This is a genomic window from Polaribacter sp., assembly GCF_039939415.1.
In the GTDB taxonomy this organism is placed as follows: Bacteria; Bacteroidota; Bacteroidia; order Flavobacteriales; family Flavobacteriaceae; genus Polaribacter.
This window is the reverse complement of record NZ_JBDVJE010000026.1, coordinates 13,160-30,328: the sequence shown is the minus strand read 5'-3', so window position 1 is coordinate 30,328 and position 17,169 is coordinate 13,160. Positions and strand designations below refer to the sequence as shown.

General features: G+C 28.3%; 15 protein-coding genes. 9 read left to right on the top strand and 6 right to left on the bottom strand.

From position 1 onward, the window contains the following. From ABJG40_RS04265 to obgE, 6 genes are all read left to right on the top strand, one after another. Positions 1-428, top strand: a 428-nt coding sequence (locus ABJG40_RS04265) for a DUF6588 family protein (RefSeq protein WP_348023329.1), incomplete at its 5' end; no start/stop codon positions are given. Positions 429-562: 134 nt separating this feature from the next. Further along, the gene (gene mdh, locus ABJG40_RS04260; protein ID WP_348023328.1) at positions 563-1,489 is read left to right on the top strand and encodes a malate dehydrogenase; all 927 of its coding nucleotides are present in this window, start codon (positions 563-565) and stop codon (positions 1,487-1,489) included. A 259-nt stretch (positions 1,490-1,748) separates the two neighbouring features. After that, positions 1,749-2,351, top strand: a complete 603-nt coding sequence (locus ABJG40_RS04255) for a hypothetical protein (protein WP_348023327.1) — start codon at positions 1,749-1,751, stop codon at positions 2,349-2,351. Between the two features lie 153 nt (positions 2,352-2,504). After that, positions 2,505-5,480 (top strand): protein translocase subunit SecDF, encoded by a 2,976-nt coding sequence (secDF, locus tag ABJG40_RS04250; RefSeq protein WP_348023326.1) that lies wholly within the window; start codon positions 2,505-2,507, stop codon positions 5,478-5,480. A 96-nt stretch (positions 5,481-5,576) separates the two neighbouring features. After that, a complete protein-coding gene (locus ABJG40_RS04245; protein ID WP_348023325.1) occupies positions 5,577-6,695 on the top strand; it encodes an adenylate kinase in 1,119 nt (372 codons plus the stop codon). A 139-nt stretch (positions 6,696-6,834) separates the two neighbouring features. After that, positions 6,835-7,824 carry a GTPase ObgE gene (obgE, locus tag ABJG40_RS04240; RefSeq protein WP_348023324.1) on the top strand — a complete coding sequence of 330 codons (990 nt, stop codon included), beginning with the start codon at positions 6,835-6,837 and terminating at the stop codon, positions 7,822-7,824. A 69-nt stretch (positions 7,825-7,893) separates the two neighbouring features. On the opposite strand, the gene ABJG40_RS04235 is transcribed toward obgE, so the two are convergent. The 6 genes from ABJG40_RS04235 to ABJG40_RS04210 form a co-directional block, all read right to left on the bottom strand. Beyond that, entirely contained in the window at positions 7,894-8,370 is a 477-nt protein-coding gene (locus tag ABJG40_RS04235; protein ID WP_348023323.1) for a hypothetical protein, read from the bottom strand. Between the two features lie 41 nt (positions 8,371-8,411). Further along, positions 8,412-9,350: a hypothetical protein gene (locus ABJG40_RS04230; protein WP_348023322.1), complete on the bottom strand. Its 939-nt coding sequence runs from the start codon at positions 9,348-9,350 to the stop codon at positions 8,412-8,414. A gap of 35 nt (positions 9,351-9,385) precedes the next feature. Beyond that, the gene (locus ABJG40_RS04225; protein ID WP_348023321.1) at positions 9,386-10,639 is read right to left on the bottom strand and encodes a tetratricopeptide repeat protein; all 1,254 of its coding nucleotides are present in this window, start codon (positions 10,637-10,639) and stop codon (positions 9,386-9,388) included. Between the two features lie 7 nt (positions 10,640-10,646). Further along, on the bottom strand, positions 10,647-11,972 hold the full coding sequence (locus tag ABJG40_RS04220; protein WP_348023320.1) for a M56 family metallopeptidase: 1,326 nt from the start codon (positions 11,970-11,972) through the stop codon (positions 10,647-10,649). A gap of 107 nt (positions 11,973-12,079) precedes the next feature. Then, positions 12,080-12,442, bottom strand: coding sequence for a BlaI/MecI/CopY family transcriptional regulator (locus ABJG40_RS04215; protein WP_348023319.1), 363 nt, complete (start codon positions 12,440-12,442; stop codon positions 12,080-12,082). A 5-nt stretch (positions 12,443-12,447) separates the two neighbouring features. Next, positions 12,448-13,368 (bottom strand): hypothetical protein, encoded by a 921-nt coding sequence (locus tag ABJG40_RS04210; RefSeq protein WP_348023318.1) that lies wholly within the window; start codon positions 13,366-13,368, stop codon positions 12,448-12,450. A 147-nt stretch (positions 13,369-13,515) separates the two neighbouring features. On the opposite strand from ABJG40_RS04210, the gene ABJG40_RS04205 reads away from it, so the two are divergent. The 3 genes from ABJG40_RS04205 (at position 13,516) to ABJG40_RS04195 (ending at position 17,097) form a co-directional block, all read left to right on the top strand. Continuing rightward, entirely contained in the window at positions 13,516-14,016 is a 501-nt protein-coding gene (locus ABJG40_RS04205) for a DUF456 domain-containing protein (RefSeq protein ID WP_348023317.1), read from the top strand. 362 nt (positions 14,017-14,378) lie between these two features. After that, complete coding sequence (gene lysS / locus ABJG40_RS04200) at positions 14,379-16,073, top strand: lysine--tRNA ligase (RefSeq protein WP_348023316.1); 1,695 nt, start codon at positions 14,379-14,381, stop codon at positions 16,071-16,073. A gap of 106 nt (positions 16,074-16,179) precedes the next feature. Then, positions 16,180-17,097, top strand: coding sequence for a glutaminase (locus ABJG40_RS04195; protein ID WP_348023315.1), 918 nt, complete (start codon positions 16,180-16,182; stop codon positions 17,095-17,097). Positions 17,098-17,169: the final 72 nt, after the last annotated feature.

Sequence of the window (17,169 nt, the reverse complement as noted above, 5' to 3'; positions counted from 1 at the left end):
CTTTACATATTTCACTTTTAGCTGCTTATACAACTATGGATGTGAATTATGGAATTGAAGATCAGAATTCAGGAGAAATTCAAGTACAAAATGCTTTAACTGAATTCAATTTAAAAGCTTATACAGTGCAAGCAATAGCTTCTTTAAATCTCCCAATAATTAACTTATATGGTGGTATAGGCTACAATAGCGGAAGCTCTAGTTATGCTATGTCTGGTACTTTTACTGGTGAGTACCAAACAGGTAACCCATTACAACCAACAATAACTAAAAGCTTAAGTATTCCTTCTAATTTAGATTTCGAATCTAACGGAATGACAGCAACTTTAGGAGCTAGATTAAGTTTAGGTTTCTTTAAAATTTTTGGTAGTTATGCTTTTCAAGAATACAACACATTTTCTGCAGGAGTAGCAATTAGTATTAGATAATAATAAATAAAAATATAACAAAAAAAGACATCTTGTATAGATGTCTTTTTTTTGTTTTAGAAAACTTAAACCATCTGTAATTTTTGTACTTTTGCATTCATCTCATAAATTATAAAAACTTAAAAACAAAAAATATGAAAGTTACAGTAGTAGGTGCTGGTGCAGTAGGTGCAAGTTGTGCAGAATACATTGCAATTAAAGACTTTGCTTCAGAAGTTGTTATTTTAGACATTAAAGAAGGCTTTGCAGAAGGTAAAGCAATGGATTTAATGCAAACTGCTTCCTTAAATGGTTTTGATACTAAAATCTCTGGAAGTACAAATGACTATGCTAAAACAGCAGGTTCTGATATTTGCGTTATTACTTCTGGAATTCCTCGTAAACCTGGTATGACTCGTGAAGAGTTAATAGGTATTAATGCAGGAATCGTTAAAACTGTTTCTTCTAATTTAATCGAACATTCTCCAAATACAATTATTATTGTAGTTTCAAATCCAATGGATACCATGACTTATTTAGTTCATAAAACTACAGGATTACCTAAAAATAGAATTATTGGAATGGGTGGTGCTTTAGATTCTGCTCGTTTTAAATATAGATTAGCTGAAGCTTTAGGAGCGCCTATTTCTGATGTTGACGGAATGGTAATTGGTGGTCATTCTGATAAAGGTATGGTTCCTTTAACAAGATTAGCAACAAGAAATTCTGTTCCTGTATCTGAATTTATCTCAGAAGAAAGATTAGAACAAGTGTTGCAAGACACTAAAGTTGGTGGAGCTACATTAACTGGTTTATTAGGTACTTCTGCTTGGTATGCACCTGGAGCTGCAGTAAGCGGTTTGGTACAAGCTATTGCATGTGACCAAAAGAAAATTTACCCTTGTTCTACTTTATTAGAAGGAGAATATGGTTTAAATGATTTATGTATTGGAGTTCCTGTTGTTTTAGGTAAAAACGGAATTGAGAGTATTGTAGAAATTAACTTAAATGATGCTGAAAAAGCACACATGCAAGAATCTGCTGCTGGTGTTACCAAAACAAATGGTTTATTAGAATTATAGATATCTTATAAATTAAATAAAAAAAGTCCAACTATAAAGTTGGACTTTTTTTATTGTTATAAATATTTATTGATAGTGAACTTCATTAAATAGAACACTAACAATATCGTATACTTAAATTAATCATATTAAAGTATTTTTTTTTAGATAAAAACTAACAAAAAAGGCTTAACACATGTTAATTAAATATACATAAATTCAAAAGAAAATAGATACATCTTTTAATCGTTCCAAAGTAATCTTTTTATATATTTGACACATGAGAGCAAAATGGTACATTAGTACTATATTCATATTACTTATTTCATTTGGAGCATTTCAAAATCAGGTTTTTATACCTAATCAAGAAATTGTTCTTGAGTTTATTGACACTAAAATCAACACAAAAGATGTTGAAAACACTATTGCTGTAGTAAAAGAAAAATTACTAACAATTGGCGTTTCTAATATTAAAATCAAAAAAACTCAAAACAGCACTTTAAAAATATCTTATTACAGTGCTATTGATATTGATAACATCAAAGAAAAGCTTGTTAAAGAAAATAATTTAGTAGTAAATAAGAATTCTAAAAACAAAGAAAAAAGTAAGAATTCTTCTAATTATAATATAGACATTCATGAATTAACAAATGAAACTGATATACATAAATCAGATAAAAATTTTGTATTCGAAATTAAATCTAATTCTGATAGATTTACAACTTATAACTATCATGCATATTTTAAAAAGGCAGATGAGCAAAAAGAAAATCAACTTTTTAAAACCACTTACAATGCAAATAAAAACAATCCTTTTATAAAGGATCATTCTTCTCACAAAGAACCAGAAGTTAGAGCAGGCCCAAAAAATAATTTATTTTAAAATGTAATCATATACATTTTTCTATAACAGCTTAAAATCATGAGTTTTAAACTCATAATATCAAAGAAACAATCAAAAAAAATAATTGTCAGGTTTTACGAGAAACTATATATTTGCTCGTTTTAAAAAATTTGACTAAAAAATACATATAAAATGCAGAACAAAGGACTTATAAAATTATTTGCAATCCTTTTTGGATTGGTAAGTTTATATCAATTATCATTTACATTTCTTGCTAACAAAGTAGAAGACGACGCTGTTAGTTACGCAGAAACTAAAGGTACTGATAAAAGTGCAAGACAAAAAGCTACTTTAGAAAGAAAGTACTTAGATAGTGTTGCTAATAAAGAAATTATTAATTTAGGTATAACTAAATACAGCTACAATGACGTAAAAGACAAAGAAATGAATCTTGGTCTAGACTTAAAAGGTGGTATTAACGCTATCTTACAAGTATCTGTTAAAGAAGTTTTAAAAAGCTTATCTAACGATTCTAAGAATGTTGTTTTTAATCAAGCTTTAGCTGCAGCAGATGAAAGACAAAAAAATAGTAATGCTACTTATTTAGATTTATTTTTTGAAGAATTCGAAAAAGTTGCTGGAGATACTAAATTAAGTAATCCTTCTATTTTTGGAACAAAAGCTTTAAGTGATAAAATTTCTTTTGATGAAGTAAATTCAACAGTAAAAGAAACATTACAAGAAGAAATTAACAGTTCTATTGGTACTGCTTTTGAAGTATTAAGAAGTAGAATTGATAAATTTGGTGTTACTCAACCTAACATTCAAAGAATTGGAAATTCTGGAAGAATTCAAATTGAATTACCAGGAGCAAAAGATATTGAGCGTGTTACAAAATTAATTACTAGTAAAGCAGAATTACAATTCTGGGAAGTATATACAAATGCAGAAGTTCAAAACTTCTTTTTCTCTGCAAACACCAAAGTTGCTGAATTATTAAAAGATACTACAGTTTTAGAAAAAGCTGTAGACACAACAAAGAAAGATGATATTGATGATTTATTAGGTGAAACTAAAGATTCTACAAACGTAGCTCAAAAAAATCTTTTTACTTACTTTTTCCCTAATATAGCACAATCTCAACAACAAATGAGTTCTCTAGTAGGACAAGCTAGAGTTTTAGATACAGCAAAAGTTAATGACTTATTAAACAGAAAAGAAGTAAGAGCATTATTACCTAACGACTTAAAATATGTTAAGTTCTTATGGGATTATAAATCTAACAAAGGAAAAGACGGAACAGATTTAATTGGTTTATATGCAATTAAAGGAAGTAGAAACGGAAAAGCAAATATTGAAGGTGATGTAATTTTAGATGCTGCTCAAGTATTTGACCAGTTAAACAAACCAGAAGTTAGCATGACTATGAACAGTTCAGGTTCTAAACAATGGGCCAAACTTACAGGTGATAACACTGGTGGTTTTGTTGCTGTTGTATTAGATGAGTATGTTTATACTGCACCAACTGTACCAGGTGCAATTACTGGTGGTAGAACTTCTATTTCTGGTGGAAGTATGACAATTGCTGAAGCAGAAGATATTGCTACAGTTTTAAAAGCAGGTAAATTACCAGCAGCAGCAAGAATTATTCAAGCAGAAGTTGTTGGGCCATCTTTAGGACAAGAATCTATTAATGCTTCAATTAGTTCTTTTGGGTTAGCAATTATCTTAGTTTTACTTTGGATGGTTTTATACTATGGTAAGGCAGGTATTTATGCAGATATTGCTTTGTTAATTAACATCTTATTCATTTTCGGAATCTTAGCTTCTTTCAACGCTGTATTAACTTTACCTGGTATTGCTGGTATAATCTTAACCATTGGTATGTCTGTAGATGCCAACGTAATTATCTTCGAAAGAATAAAAGAAGGATTATTCAAAAAGAAAGGCTTAAAACAGTCTGTAGAAGAAGGATTCTCTGTAAAAGGAGCTTTATCTGCAATTATTGATGCAAACATTACTACCTTATTAACAGGTATTATTTTATATGTTTTTGGAACAGGACCAATTAAAGGTTTTGCTTTAACATTAATGATTGGTATTGCAACATCATTATTTACTGCAGTATTTATTACTCGTTTATTAATTGACAGATCTGTAAATAAAGGAAACAATTTAACCTTTAATACTTCTATCTCTAAAGGATGGTTCCAAAATATTAATGTAGAGTTCTTAAAGAAACGTAAAATTGCTTACGTAATATCTGGTGCAATTATTATTGCAGGTATTGTTTCTATTTTCTCTATAGGTTTAAAACAAGGTGTAGATTTTAAAGGAGGACGTTCTTATGTTGTTCGTTTTGATCAAGCAATGAGCGCTACAGAAGTTGCAGGAACTTTAAAAGATGCTTTTGGTACTGCTCCAGAAGTTAAAACTTATGGTTCAGACAATCAGTTAAAAATTACAACTGTTTATAAGATTGATGAAGAAGGTATTGAAATTGATGACCAAGTTCAAAATACTTTATTTACAGGATTAAAATCTTATTTAGGAGACACAACTTACGAAAACTTTAAACCTGGTTTTGAAAAACAAGGTGCTGGTGTAATGAGTTATATGAAAGTAGAACCTACCATTGCAGATGATATTAAAACATCTGCTTTATATGCAGTTCTTGGTTCATTATTAGTAGTTTTCTTATACATTTTATTACGTTTTAGAAAAGTATCTTTCTCTATTGGTGCTGTAGTTGCAGTATTCCATGATGTGTTAATTGTATTAGGTGTATTCTCTATTACTTATAGCTTTATGCCTTTTGATATGGAAATTGGCCAATCTTTTATTGCAGCAATTCTTACAGTAGTAGGTTATTCCCTAAATGATACCGTGGTAATTTTTGATAGAATTAGAGAATTTGCTGGTACACACTCTAACTGGAAATACAGTGAGGTTGTAGACAAAGCTTTAAGCTCTACTTTAGGAAGAACAATTAATACATCATTAACAACATTATTAGTAATGTTAGCTATCTTCTTATTTGGAGGAGATTCAATTAAAGGATTTATGTTTGCTTTAATTGTTGGTGTAGCTGTTGGTACATATTCTTCATTATTTGTAGCAACACCAATAATGTTTGATACTTCTAAAAAAGAAGAAAAAAATAATTAATTTTATTTTAAAATAAATTAAAACCGTTTTTAAGCTGGCTATCAGAATTTAAAAACGGTTTTTTCATTAAACATATACTATTATATTTGCATTCTTATGAGCATAATTAAACTTCAAGATTTATACTTTAAACCTTATATTAATGAGGCAGAAATTGCTAAAGTTGTAAAACATTTAGCAGCACAAGTACAAGCAGATCTTCCAAAAGACGAAGTACCTATTTTTGTAGGAATTTTAAATGGATGTTTCTTATTTGCTGCGGACTTTATAAGAGAATTTAATAATGATTGTGAGGTTTCTTTTGTAAAATTAGCTTCTTATAGCGGTACAACTTCTACCGAAAATGTAAAACAATTAGTAGGTATTAATGAAGACTTAACAGGAAGAACTGTTATCATCTTAGAAGATATTATTGATACAGGAAACACACTTCAAGAAATTTATAATATCTTTAGAGATAAAAATTTAAAACAACTAAAAGTTGCGACGTTATTTTTTAAACCAGATGTATTTAGAAAAGAATTGCCAATAGATTATATCGGAAAAAGCATTGAAGATAAATTTATTGTTGGTTACGGATTAGATTACAATGGTATAGGTAGAAATTACCCAGCAATATATCAACTATCAACAAAACCTAAAATGAAAAATATTGTATTATTTGGCCCTCCAGGGGCAGGAAAAGGAACACAAGCAGAATTCTTAAAAGACATGTACAATTTGGTACATATTTCTACAGGAGATGTATTCCGTTTTAACATCAAAAACCAAACAGAATTAGGTTTGTTAGCTAAAAAATATATGGATGAAGGAGATTTAGTTCCAGATGAAGTAACTATCAATATGCTAAAAGCTGAAGTAAATAAAAATGCAGATGCTAATGGCTTTATTTTTGATGGTTTTCCTAGAACAGAATCTCAAGCAAAAGCTTTAGATGCATTTTTAGCTGAAAAAGGAGAGCAGATTAACGGAATGGTTGCTTTAGAAGTACCAGAAAATGTTTTAGTTACTCGTTTATTAGAAAGAGGAAAAACGAGTGGAAGAACAGATGATACTGATGAAAGTAAAATTAGAAATCGTTTTAACGAATATAATACTAAAACTGCAATCTTAAAAGATTTTTTTAATGAGCAGGATAAATACTATGGAATTAACGGTGTAGGTTCTATTGAAGATATCACACAACGTATTGCTAAAGTATTTGATAAATTATAAAAAAGTGTAAATGTTTAAGCATTTAATTGTTTAAAGTAAAACCAACAATTACACAATAAAAATGACTGAAGATTTGAAATTAAAAGGAGAACAGCCTGAGGCTGTTTAGTAATTTAAATCAAGTTTAAAACAAGAAATAATGACAGAAGGTAACTTCGTTGACTACATAAAAATATACGCTTCTTCTGGTAAAGGTGGGCAAGGATCTATGCATTTACATAGAGAAAAGTTTATTACTAAAGGAGGACCAGATGGTGGAGATGGTGGACGTGGAGGACACATCATTTTACGTGGTGATAAAAATATGTGGACTTTATTTCACTTAAAATTTAAACGTCATTTTAGAGCAGAAACTGGTGGTGCAGGAAGTGCTAGTAGAAGTACTGGTCATGATGCAGAAGATATTTATATTGATGTTCCTTTAGGAACCATTATAAAAGATGCAGATACTGATGAAGTAATTTTAGAAATTACAGAAGACCAAAAAGAAGTAATTTTATTACGTGGTGGAAAAGGAGGACTAGGAAACTGGAACTTTAAATCTTCTACAAATCAAACTCCTAGATACGCTCAACCAGGAATGGATGGTTTTGATGGTTGGTTTAGAATGGAATTAAAATTATTAGCAGATGTTGGTTTGGTTGGTTTCCCAAATGCAGGAAAATCTACTTTATTATCAGTTTTAACCGCTGCAAAACCAAAAATTGCAGATTATGCTTTTACTACTTTAAAACCCAACTTAGGAATTGTTGAACATAGAAATCATAAAACATTTGTAATTGCAGATATTCCTGGAATTATAGAAGGTGCTGCAGAAGGAAAAGGTTTAGGACACAGGTTTTTACGTCATATAGAACGTAATTCTGCTTTGTTATTTTTAATTCCTGCAGATAGTGATGATATAAACAAAGAATATGAAATTCTGTTAAATGAGCTTAAAAAGCACAATCCAGAATTGTTAGATAAAGAACGATTATTAGCAATTTCTAAATCTGATATGTTAGATGATGAATTACAAGCAGAAATAAAAGAAGAATTACCACAAGGTGTAGAGGCTTTATTTATTTCTTCGGTTGCACAAAAAGGATTGCAAGAACTAAAGGATAAACTTTGGGGAATGCTGAATTAATAACTTAATTCTATCATCAATTTTGATTAAAATAAAATTCCTGCTTTTGCAGGTTTTTTTATGACAAAATTAATCCTTTAACTGAATTCTTATAGGTAACCTATATTTTGTAGTAACAGGAATACCCCTTTTATTCGCAGGAAAAATTTTAGGCAACTTTTTAATACTTGCTCTTAAAACACTATCTAAACTAGGAATTTCATTTTTAATTTTTAATGAAGCATGTATTGAATCTAAAGAAAAAATTCCGTTAGAATTAATTAACAAATCAACATAAACAATTTCATCAATAGAATCTTTTATAGTAAAGGATTTTTTTTGTAATTCCTCCCCTATTTTTTGATGCATTGTATTTCTAAAACATGTAGATTTTTTAGATTTATCAATAATAGAATCGCAAACTCTAAAAGAAGGAAAAGTGTCTACAGAAGAAAAATCTACAATAGTATCTAAAATCCCTTTTTGCGTATTTTTTGAAAATGTAAATTTATCGCACGAAGTGCAAAAAACAATAATCAACAAAAAAGAAAGTGTACGCAAAAACATAAAACTATTTATTGCGTGAATTTACTAAAATTAAAAGACATCTACTCTTTTTTTTCTACATCACCTTCAACAATCAACGTAAAAGGGAAACCAAATTTAACATTTACATTTTTCCCTCTTTGAGAACCAGGTTTCATTTTTGGTAAAAGTTCCATTACCCTTACAACTTCATTTTTTATTGCAGGATGTGGAGCCCTTACAAAGATATCTTCTACAAGTCCACTTTTTTTAATTGTAAAAGTTATTAATACTCTTTTTCTACCAGCAGACAACCCTAATTTGTTAGGCAAATCTGCATTAAATTTTCTAGAAAAATGGTACTGAACCTTTTTAGAAAAACAGTTTTTAAGTTCTATCTTATTTCCTTTACATCCCGGAAAAACAGGCACATTTTCTATTATTGAAAAGGATACATTTTCTATAATACCTCCACCTAATTCTTCATTTGTATTATTAGTATTTTCATTAACAGAATTAGAACCTTCATCTGATTCTGAGTTATCTAAAACTTTCTTTTCAACATGAATTTTCTTCTTTATATCTTTATTAATAACATTTGTAATTACTTTAGGCTTAACTATGGGAGTAACTTTAGAAGTGTCTTTTTTTATTTTATTTTTTGGCTTAGTCGTATTTGCAATTCCGTCTAAAGTATCTGTATACAGTACTAGCATTTCTGTATAATTGGTAGATTTTTTATTCTTTTCTAACTTAAAATAAGCTGTTAAATATTCTTTAGCTTTAGTATACTTTTTATTATTATAATAAAAATTGGATCCAAACATCGCAATTTCTTTACTAGAAATACCTTCATCATATAGAACTGTTTTTTCTAAATACTTTTCTGTTTTAACTAAATCTTTTGCTTTATAACTACTTAAAACTCTCTTAAAATAAACTTTAGCAATATCTTTTTTATCTTGTGCATTTGTAGAAAATATAGTAAAAATTAATGTTAAGGATAAAATAAATACTTTCATTGCAAACTTTTAGTAATTGCTACAAAAATAATCATTTATTCTAATTTTTCTCCTCTTAAAAAATAGTCTTTTTTTATTTCTGAAATTCTTTTTTTAACAAATTCTGTAATTACTTTATCTATACTTTCAAAGCGTTCTAGGTATCTTACATATTTTTTATATCCAATCGATTTGTCTTTGTAATAATCATCCGATAATTTTGCTACTTGATACAATGCTTTATAATTACTACTATTTTCTTGATAAGCTTTGTCAAAATAAAAAATAGCCTCTTTTGGTTTTTTCATACCAAAATTTACAGTTCCTAAACCATAATATTCTTCATCTCGTTTTTCTTTACCAATATGGGTGGCCATCAAATATCTAAATCTTGCCATCATGTATTTTTTTTGCTTTGATAAAATATGACCTTGATATGTGTAGGCTTTAAAGTTTTCTCTATCTATAGAACTTAATTTTCTAAAATACTTCATAGCAATATCTAAACTATCTATATTATAATACGTTCTACCTAACATAGATTTAAAATAAGTATCATCTTTTACAATCGTATCTAGTTTTATCAAATACGTAATTGCTTCAGTATACTTTTTATCTCTGTACAATTGATTTATTTTTAACTTATTTAAAGTTACTTCAAGTTCATTTAACTCTAAACCTTTATCAACAAAAATTTGGGTAGAATCTTTTTCTTTTAACTTATTAAAACTTGAAGCTAATCTTACTATAGATTTTAAATGAGTAGAATCTTTTTCATAAGTATCTAAAAAACTATTAATCATTCTATCTCTATCATTTTTTAAAGCGTAAGCAATACCTAATTGATATGAGTAATTCGCATTTAAAGAATCTTTATTAATTAAATACTTAAATGTTTGTATTGCATTATCTCCTTTTTTAGATGCTAAATAAAGCTTACCTAATTGATATTTTAAGACTAAATTTAACGAATCTCTAGAAAGAATCTCTTCATAAATTTTAATAGATTTTTTGGCTTTTTTAAGTCTTTGATATGCTTTGGCTAATTTTAATTTCGATTTATAATCATCTTTAAAAGTGAGTGCTTTTTCTAAAAACTGAGCAGTTTTACTATAATTATCTATAGATTCATAAATAATTGCTGTTTTATAATTTGATAAAAAAGAAGGTTCTTTTACCTTTTCCAACTCTTTTAACGCAAATTTATATCTCCCTTTTTCAAACAAACTATCAATAGCAGAAAAAGCCGAGGATTGCGCCTCGACTTTTATAATAGCAAATAATAATACAAGTAAAATTTTCTTTTTCATAAATTTTTTATTCTACAATTAATGTAAACGGAATTGCATATTTTACTGCTACTTTTTCACCATTTTGTTCTCCTGGAACAACCTTAGGTAAAGAATTCATCACTCTAATAACTTCTTCTTTAATATCTATATGAGGAGCTCTAGCATTAACATCAACAATATTTCCTTCTTTATCAATTTTAAACCCGATAAAAACTCTTTTTTTTCCAGCCCCTAAACCTAACTGATTTGGTAATTTCGAATCGAAATTTCTTGAAAAATGTTTTTGAACTTCTTTTGAAAAACAATCTTTATCTCCAGATTCACAACCAGGAAAAGTTGGGGCTTTATCTATTACCATAAATGAAACTTCATTTTTTAAATTAACAGTTTCTAGTTCTACCTTCTCCTCATATTGATTAGTATTGTCACCTCTTAACAGAGCTAATTCATCCAATAATTCTTGTATTCTTGCTTCTTTACTTATAGGTTCTTCTTTAATATTCTCAGTTGTACATGCTACATAAAACAACATACTTACTAATACAGGAATCAATACTAAATACTTTAATTGATTCATTTTTTTTGATTGATTTTTCTTCATCATAATAATTCTTTTTTTAATTAATGTTTGTTTATAAAATTGATTGACAAACGCAATGTTTTCAACCTGAAAAAAGTTGGATAGCAAATTATTTATATAGGTTTCTTTTGTTTCTGACTTTGCAGTAATTTCATCAGAAATGTATTCGTGTATTAAAGTGATTCTTTTTTGATAGAAGTAAACCATTGGATTAAACCACATCATTATTTTTAAAAACTCGAAAAATAATAAGTCTAAAGAATGTTTTTGTTTGCTGTGTACCAATTCGTGTTCTATAATTTGATCTTGTTGAGAAATAGAAATTTCTTTTCCTAAAAAAATATAATTGAAAAAAGAAAATGCTTTTGTTTGATTAGGAATAAAAATTAAAGCAAAATCTTTCTTTTTTACAACTTCATGTTTTCTAATTAAGTTGGTAATTTTAAATAGTTTTACTAAAAACAAGATTAAAAACACGGTTACTCCAATCCAAAATAAAATTGCTCCGTAATTTATAGATTGATACATTTCTGTTTCTTGAATTACTTTTTCTGGTGATAAAAATATTTCTGGTAATTGAATAATTAATTCTTGAGGAACTGCTTTTTGAAACGTTGCTATTTTAATAAACGGAATTAAAAAAGACACTAAAGGTGTGCTTAATAAATACCATCTGTTTTTTGTAAAAAACGTTTCTTTACTTAAAAAGAAATCATAAATAGCCAAGAATAAAACTTGGAATAAGATTACTTGTAAAATATAATTAATCATAACTTTTTATTTTTTGTTCTAGATACAAATCTGTTTATACTTAACAAATTCACTCGAACAGACATATCCTATTAATTATCAACACCTACTGAATATTGATTTACTGTTTACTTTTTCTTATTCACTTCTTTTAAAATAGATTCTAATTCAGAAACGTCCATTTTGTTTTCTTTTACAAAAAATGAAACCATACTTTTAAAAGAACCATTAAAATAACCATTCATTAATTTGTGTAAACTCTGGTTGCTATAAACCTCTTTTTCTATAATTGGATAATACACAAAACCTCTACCAACAGGTTTATGATTAACAAATTCTTTGTTTTCTAAAATTCTTATGATAGTAGAAACTGTATTATACGCAGGTTTAGGTTCGGGTAATTTTTCAATAACATCTTTTACAGACGCTTCTTCTAAAGTCCATAAAACTTGCATTATTTGCTCCTCTGCTTTTGTTAATTGTTTGCTCATCTTTTTTATTTTATACTTAACCAGTACATTAAATTTCTTATAAACTCTATATTATTGGGTGCATTTTCTGAATGAAAACCAAACTTAAAAGTACCTGAATTGTTTGTAATTGTCTGCGCTGTAAACATAGCTGCCTCACCAAAAACAGCAACTTTTCCTTTTCCAAAATTTAAAATTGCTCCTTGATATTTATCCTCTAAATCTTGTCGTTCTGTAGTTTCAGTAAATTGCCACGCAATTTCTGGTGCTAAACAATAATCTCCTTTTTTAAACTTTAAAATCCCTTTTGCTTCTTTAGGAATAGAAAAAGAAGAACCAGTAAAAGTTGTTAGAAAATCTATTTTTATACCAAATTTACCATTGATAATTTCTGAATCTAACATCCTTTTATTTTTTATTGAAAAAACATCTGGATTATTTCTATTATCTTTTATTAAATATGCAAAACCATCGCAAAAATTAAATCCGAAAGCATTTGCTAAACCATTACTTGCTCCTGCAAAAGGCATATGATCTGCTATTAATAATAACTTCCCTCCTTTTTTTACCCATTCTTTTAAAAATAAAACTTCATCTTTAGTAAAAGCTTGTTCTATAGGTTTTCTCCAATTTCGTCTATTACTCTCATTAACTGCATTAGCAATTACTAAAATGTCTCCTTGCTTTATTTTTTTTAAATTAGTAATACTATCAACCCTATAACCATCTTTTATAATTAAATCAGAAAACGGTTTAAATCTTCCTGTTTTTTGATGAAAATTATTGTGTCCTTGGTCTATATAAACTTTTGGACCCTCTTCCTTTTTAAACCTTGGATTGTTTATTTCTGGAATGATTATATTATCTGCTCTTTGCTGAGAGTATGCTGTTCCAAAAGAAATCAATATAAAGAACAATATAAACTGACAAAATAATGTTTTAGTCATTAGTTTTTTTTACAAATATAACTAAATATTTAGTTTTAACTAATTTTTTAGTTAGTAAAATTTGTAACAAACAATTGAATTTTTCGTCTTATATTTAGAAAACTGGCGCGATTATTGACTTTAAGCTAGTATAATTATTAAAAAACTATGGATATTTTTTTATTACTCTTAGGCTTTATTTTAGTTTGCTTAGGAATTGTGGGCTCATTTTTACCAGTATTGCCTGGACCTTTAACAAGTTGGTTTGGACTTTTATTATTACATTCTACAAAAGTTATTCCTATAGATTGGACCTTTTTAGGTATTACTTTAGGTTTAGCTGTTTTAATTTGGATACTAGATTACTTTATACCTGCAATAGGAACAAAACGTTTTGGAGGTACAAAGTATGGAGTTTACGGAACAACAATTGGATTAATTGTTGGCTTATTCTCTCCTATTCCTTTTGGTATGTTAATTGGTGCATTTTTGGGTGCATTTATAGGCGAAATGTTATATGATAGTAAAGACACAAACAGAGCTTTAAAAGCATCTTTTGGAGCCTTCTTAGGTTTTTTAGCTTCTGCAACTATTAAATTTTCTATTGCTGCTGTTTACTTTGTTTTATTTATAATTCAGTTTTGGGAAGTTAAAGGAACATTCTTTTAAAAGATAATCTAAAAGTTAGCAAACAATTTTAGCCCTGATTGAAGCAAATGTTTGAGCTCTTTTTGAAGCATGAAAAAAAGCGAGTGCGTAAAGCAGGAAATAGCTTCTAAAAATTTGGGCAAAAAAAAAGCGACCCATTTCAGGGTAGCTTTCCATTGGTTAACAAAACCATGACACTTTTATTAAAATGTCAAAAACAACACAACTATGCTGCCCTAACAAAAAGCAGCCTACAAATATACAATGTTTTTACATATTCGCAAATAAAGTTGTTTTTTTTTATTTTTTTCTCAATTGTCTATTAAATCAAAGCATTGTATCTTTGCATTCTTTAATAAATAACAGAAAACAAAGACATTATAATGCAATTATCAGAACAAGAAGTTGTACGTAGAGAAAAGCTTGTAAAATTACGTGCTTTAGGTATCAATCCTTATCCTGCAGATTTATTTCCAATTGATACAGATTCTAACAAAATTAAGAAAGAATATTCTGAAGGAAAAAAGGTAGTTATTGCTGGTAGATTAATGTCTATTAATGTACAAGGTAAAGCTTCTTTTGCACAATTACAAGATGGTGAAGGAAGAGTACAAGTGTACTTTAACAGAGATGAAATTTGTGCAGGTGAAGACAAAACTTTGTACAATGATGTTTTTAAAAAATTATTAGATTTAGGAGATTTTGTAGGTATAGAAGGAGAATTGTTTACCACTAAAGTAGGAGAAAAAACGGTACGTGTTAAAGATTTCACTTTATTAAGTAAAGCTTTAAAACCTTTGCCTTTACCAAAAGAAAAAGACGGTAAAGTTTATGATGCTTTTACAGACCCAGAATTAAGATACAGACAACGTTATGCAGATTTAGTTGTAAATCCACATGTAAAAGAAGTATTTGTAAAAAGAACAAAATTGTTTAATGCAATGCGTTCTTTCTTTAATGATGCTGGTTATTTTGAAGTAGAAACACCAGTTTTACAACCAATTCCTGGAGGTGCAGCAGCAAGACCTTTTATTACACATCACAACTCTTTAGACATTCCTTTGTATATGAGAATTGCTAATGAATTGTATTTAAAAAGACTAATTGTTGGTGGTTTTGATGGTGTTTATGAGTTTTCTAAAAACTTTAGAAATGAAGGAATGGATAGAACTCATAATCCAGAATTTACAGCCATGGAAATCTATGTATCATACAAAGATTACAATTGGATGATGGATTTTGCTGAACAACTTTTAGAGCATTGTGCAATTGCTGTAAACGGAACTTCTGAAGCTACTTTTGGTGAGCATAAAATAGATTTTAAAGCACCTTATGCAAGAGTAACAATGGCAGATTCTATTAAACATTTTACTGGTTTCGACATTACTGGTAAAACAGAAGATGAAATTAGAGCAGCTGCAAAATCTATGCATATAGAGGTTGATGAAACAATGGGGAAAGGAAAATTAATTGATGAAATTTTTGGTGAAAAATGTGAAGGAAACTACATACAGCCAACTTTTATTACAGATTATCCTAAAGAAATGTCTCCGCTTTGTAAAGAACACAGAGACAACCCTGAGTTAACAGAGCGTTTTGAATTAATGGTTTGTGGTAAAGAAATTGCAAATGCTTATTCTGAATTAAATGACCCAATTGACCAACGTGAGCGTTTTGAACACCAATTAAAATTAGCGCAAAAAGGGGATGATGAAGCTACTGAATTTATTGATGAAGACTTTTTACGTGCTTTAGAATACGGAATGCCTCCAACATCTGGAATGGGAATTGGAATGGATCGTTTAATTATGTTCTTAACTAATAATCAATCTATACAAGAAGTTTTATTTTTCCCCCAAATGAGACCAGAAAAAAAAGCCCCTACAGTAGAATTGAATGACGAAGAAAAAGCAGTACTTGAAATTATCACTAAAGCAGAAAAAATAGATTTATCAGCATTAAAAACCCAATCTGGTTTATCTAATAAAAAATGGGATAAAACGATTAAAGGTTTAACTAAAAAAGACATTGCAAAAGTTTCTAAAACAGACGAAGGTTTGTTTGTAGAAGCTTTGTAAATTCTATAAAAACAAAATATTTACTAAAGGAATTACAGCAATGTAGTTCCTTTTTTTGTTTAATAAACTAAATTCTGATAGATTTGTTTCAGTAAAAAAATCGTCAATGAAAAATTATAAAAAAATTATTGAAGACATTTATAATAACATTAAACAAGTTAATGATATTGGTAAGGTTGCCAATTATATTCCTGAATTAGCAAACATTGATGATAATCATTTTGGAATTCATGTAACCACTATAAATGGTGAAGAGTTTGGAATTGGAGATTCAAATAAAAAATTTTCAATTCAAAGTGTTTCAAAAATCTTAACCCTAACATTAGCTTACAAAAAAATTGGAGAAAAAATTTGGGATCGTGTAGATGTTGAACCTTCTGGAAACCCTTTTAACTCTTTATTGCAATTAGAAGCAGATTTAGGGAAACCAAGAAATCCGTTTATAAATGCTGGTGCAATAGTGGTTTGTGATGTTTTAATTAGTCAATTAAAAAATCCGAAGGAAGATTTTTTATCTTTTTGTAGAAATATCTCTAACAATACTGCTTTAAATTATTCTGATAAAGTAGCATTATCAGAAAAAAAATCTGGATTTAGAAATATTGCTCTATGCAATTTTATAAAATCGTTTGGTAATATTAAAAATGATGTTGAAGAAGTCTTAGATTTCTATTTTTACACCTGTTCTTTAGAAATGAGCTGTAAAGAATTATCAGAAATATTTCTTTATTTAGCAGATGACACCTATAAAAATGATAAAGAAGAAAACATTTTAACAACAAGTGAAGCAAAAAGAATAAATGCAATAATGTTAACTTGTGGTTTTTATGATGAATCTGGTGAATTTGCCTTTAGAGTTGGATTGCCAGGAAAAAGTGGCGTTGGTGGTGGTATTATTGCTATTCATCCAGATGAGTTTTGTATTGCTGTTTGGAGCCCAAAACTAAACGAAAAAGGAAACTCTTATAAAGGCATGTTATTCTTAGAAAAGTTTACAACCAATACAGAAAATTCTATTTTTTAATAAATCAATAATTAAAAAGTTATAAAATAAAAAAAGCAAGAACCAAAATTATTTAATTCTTGCTTTTTTTTT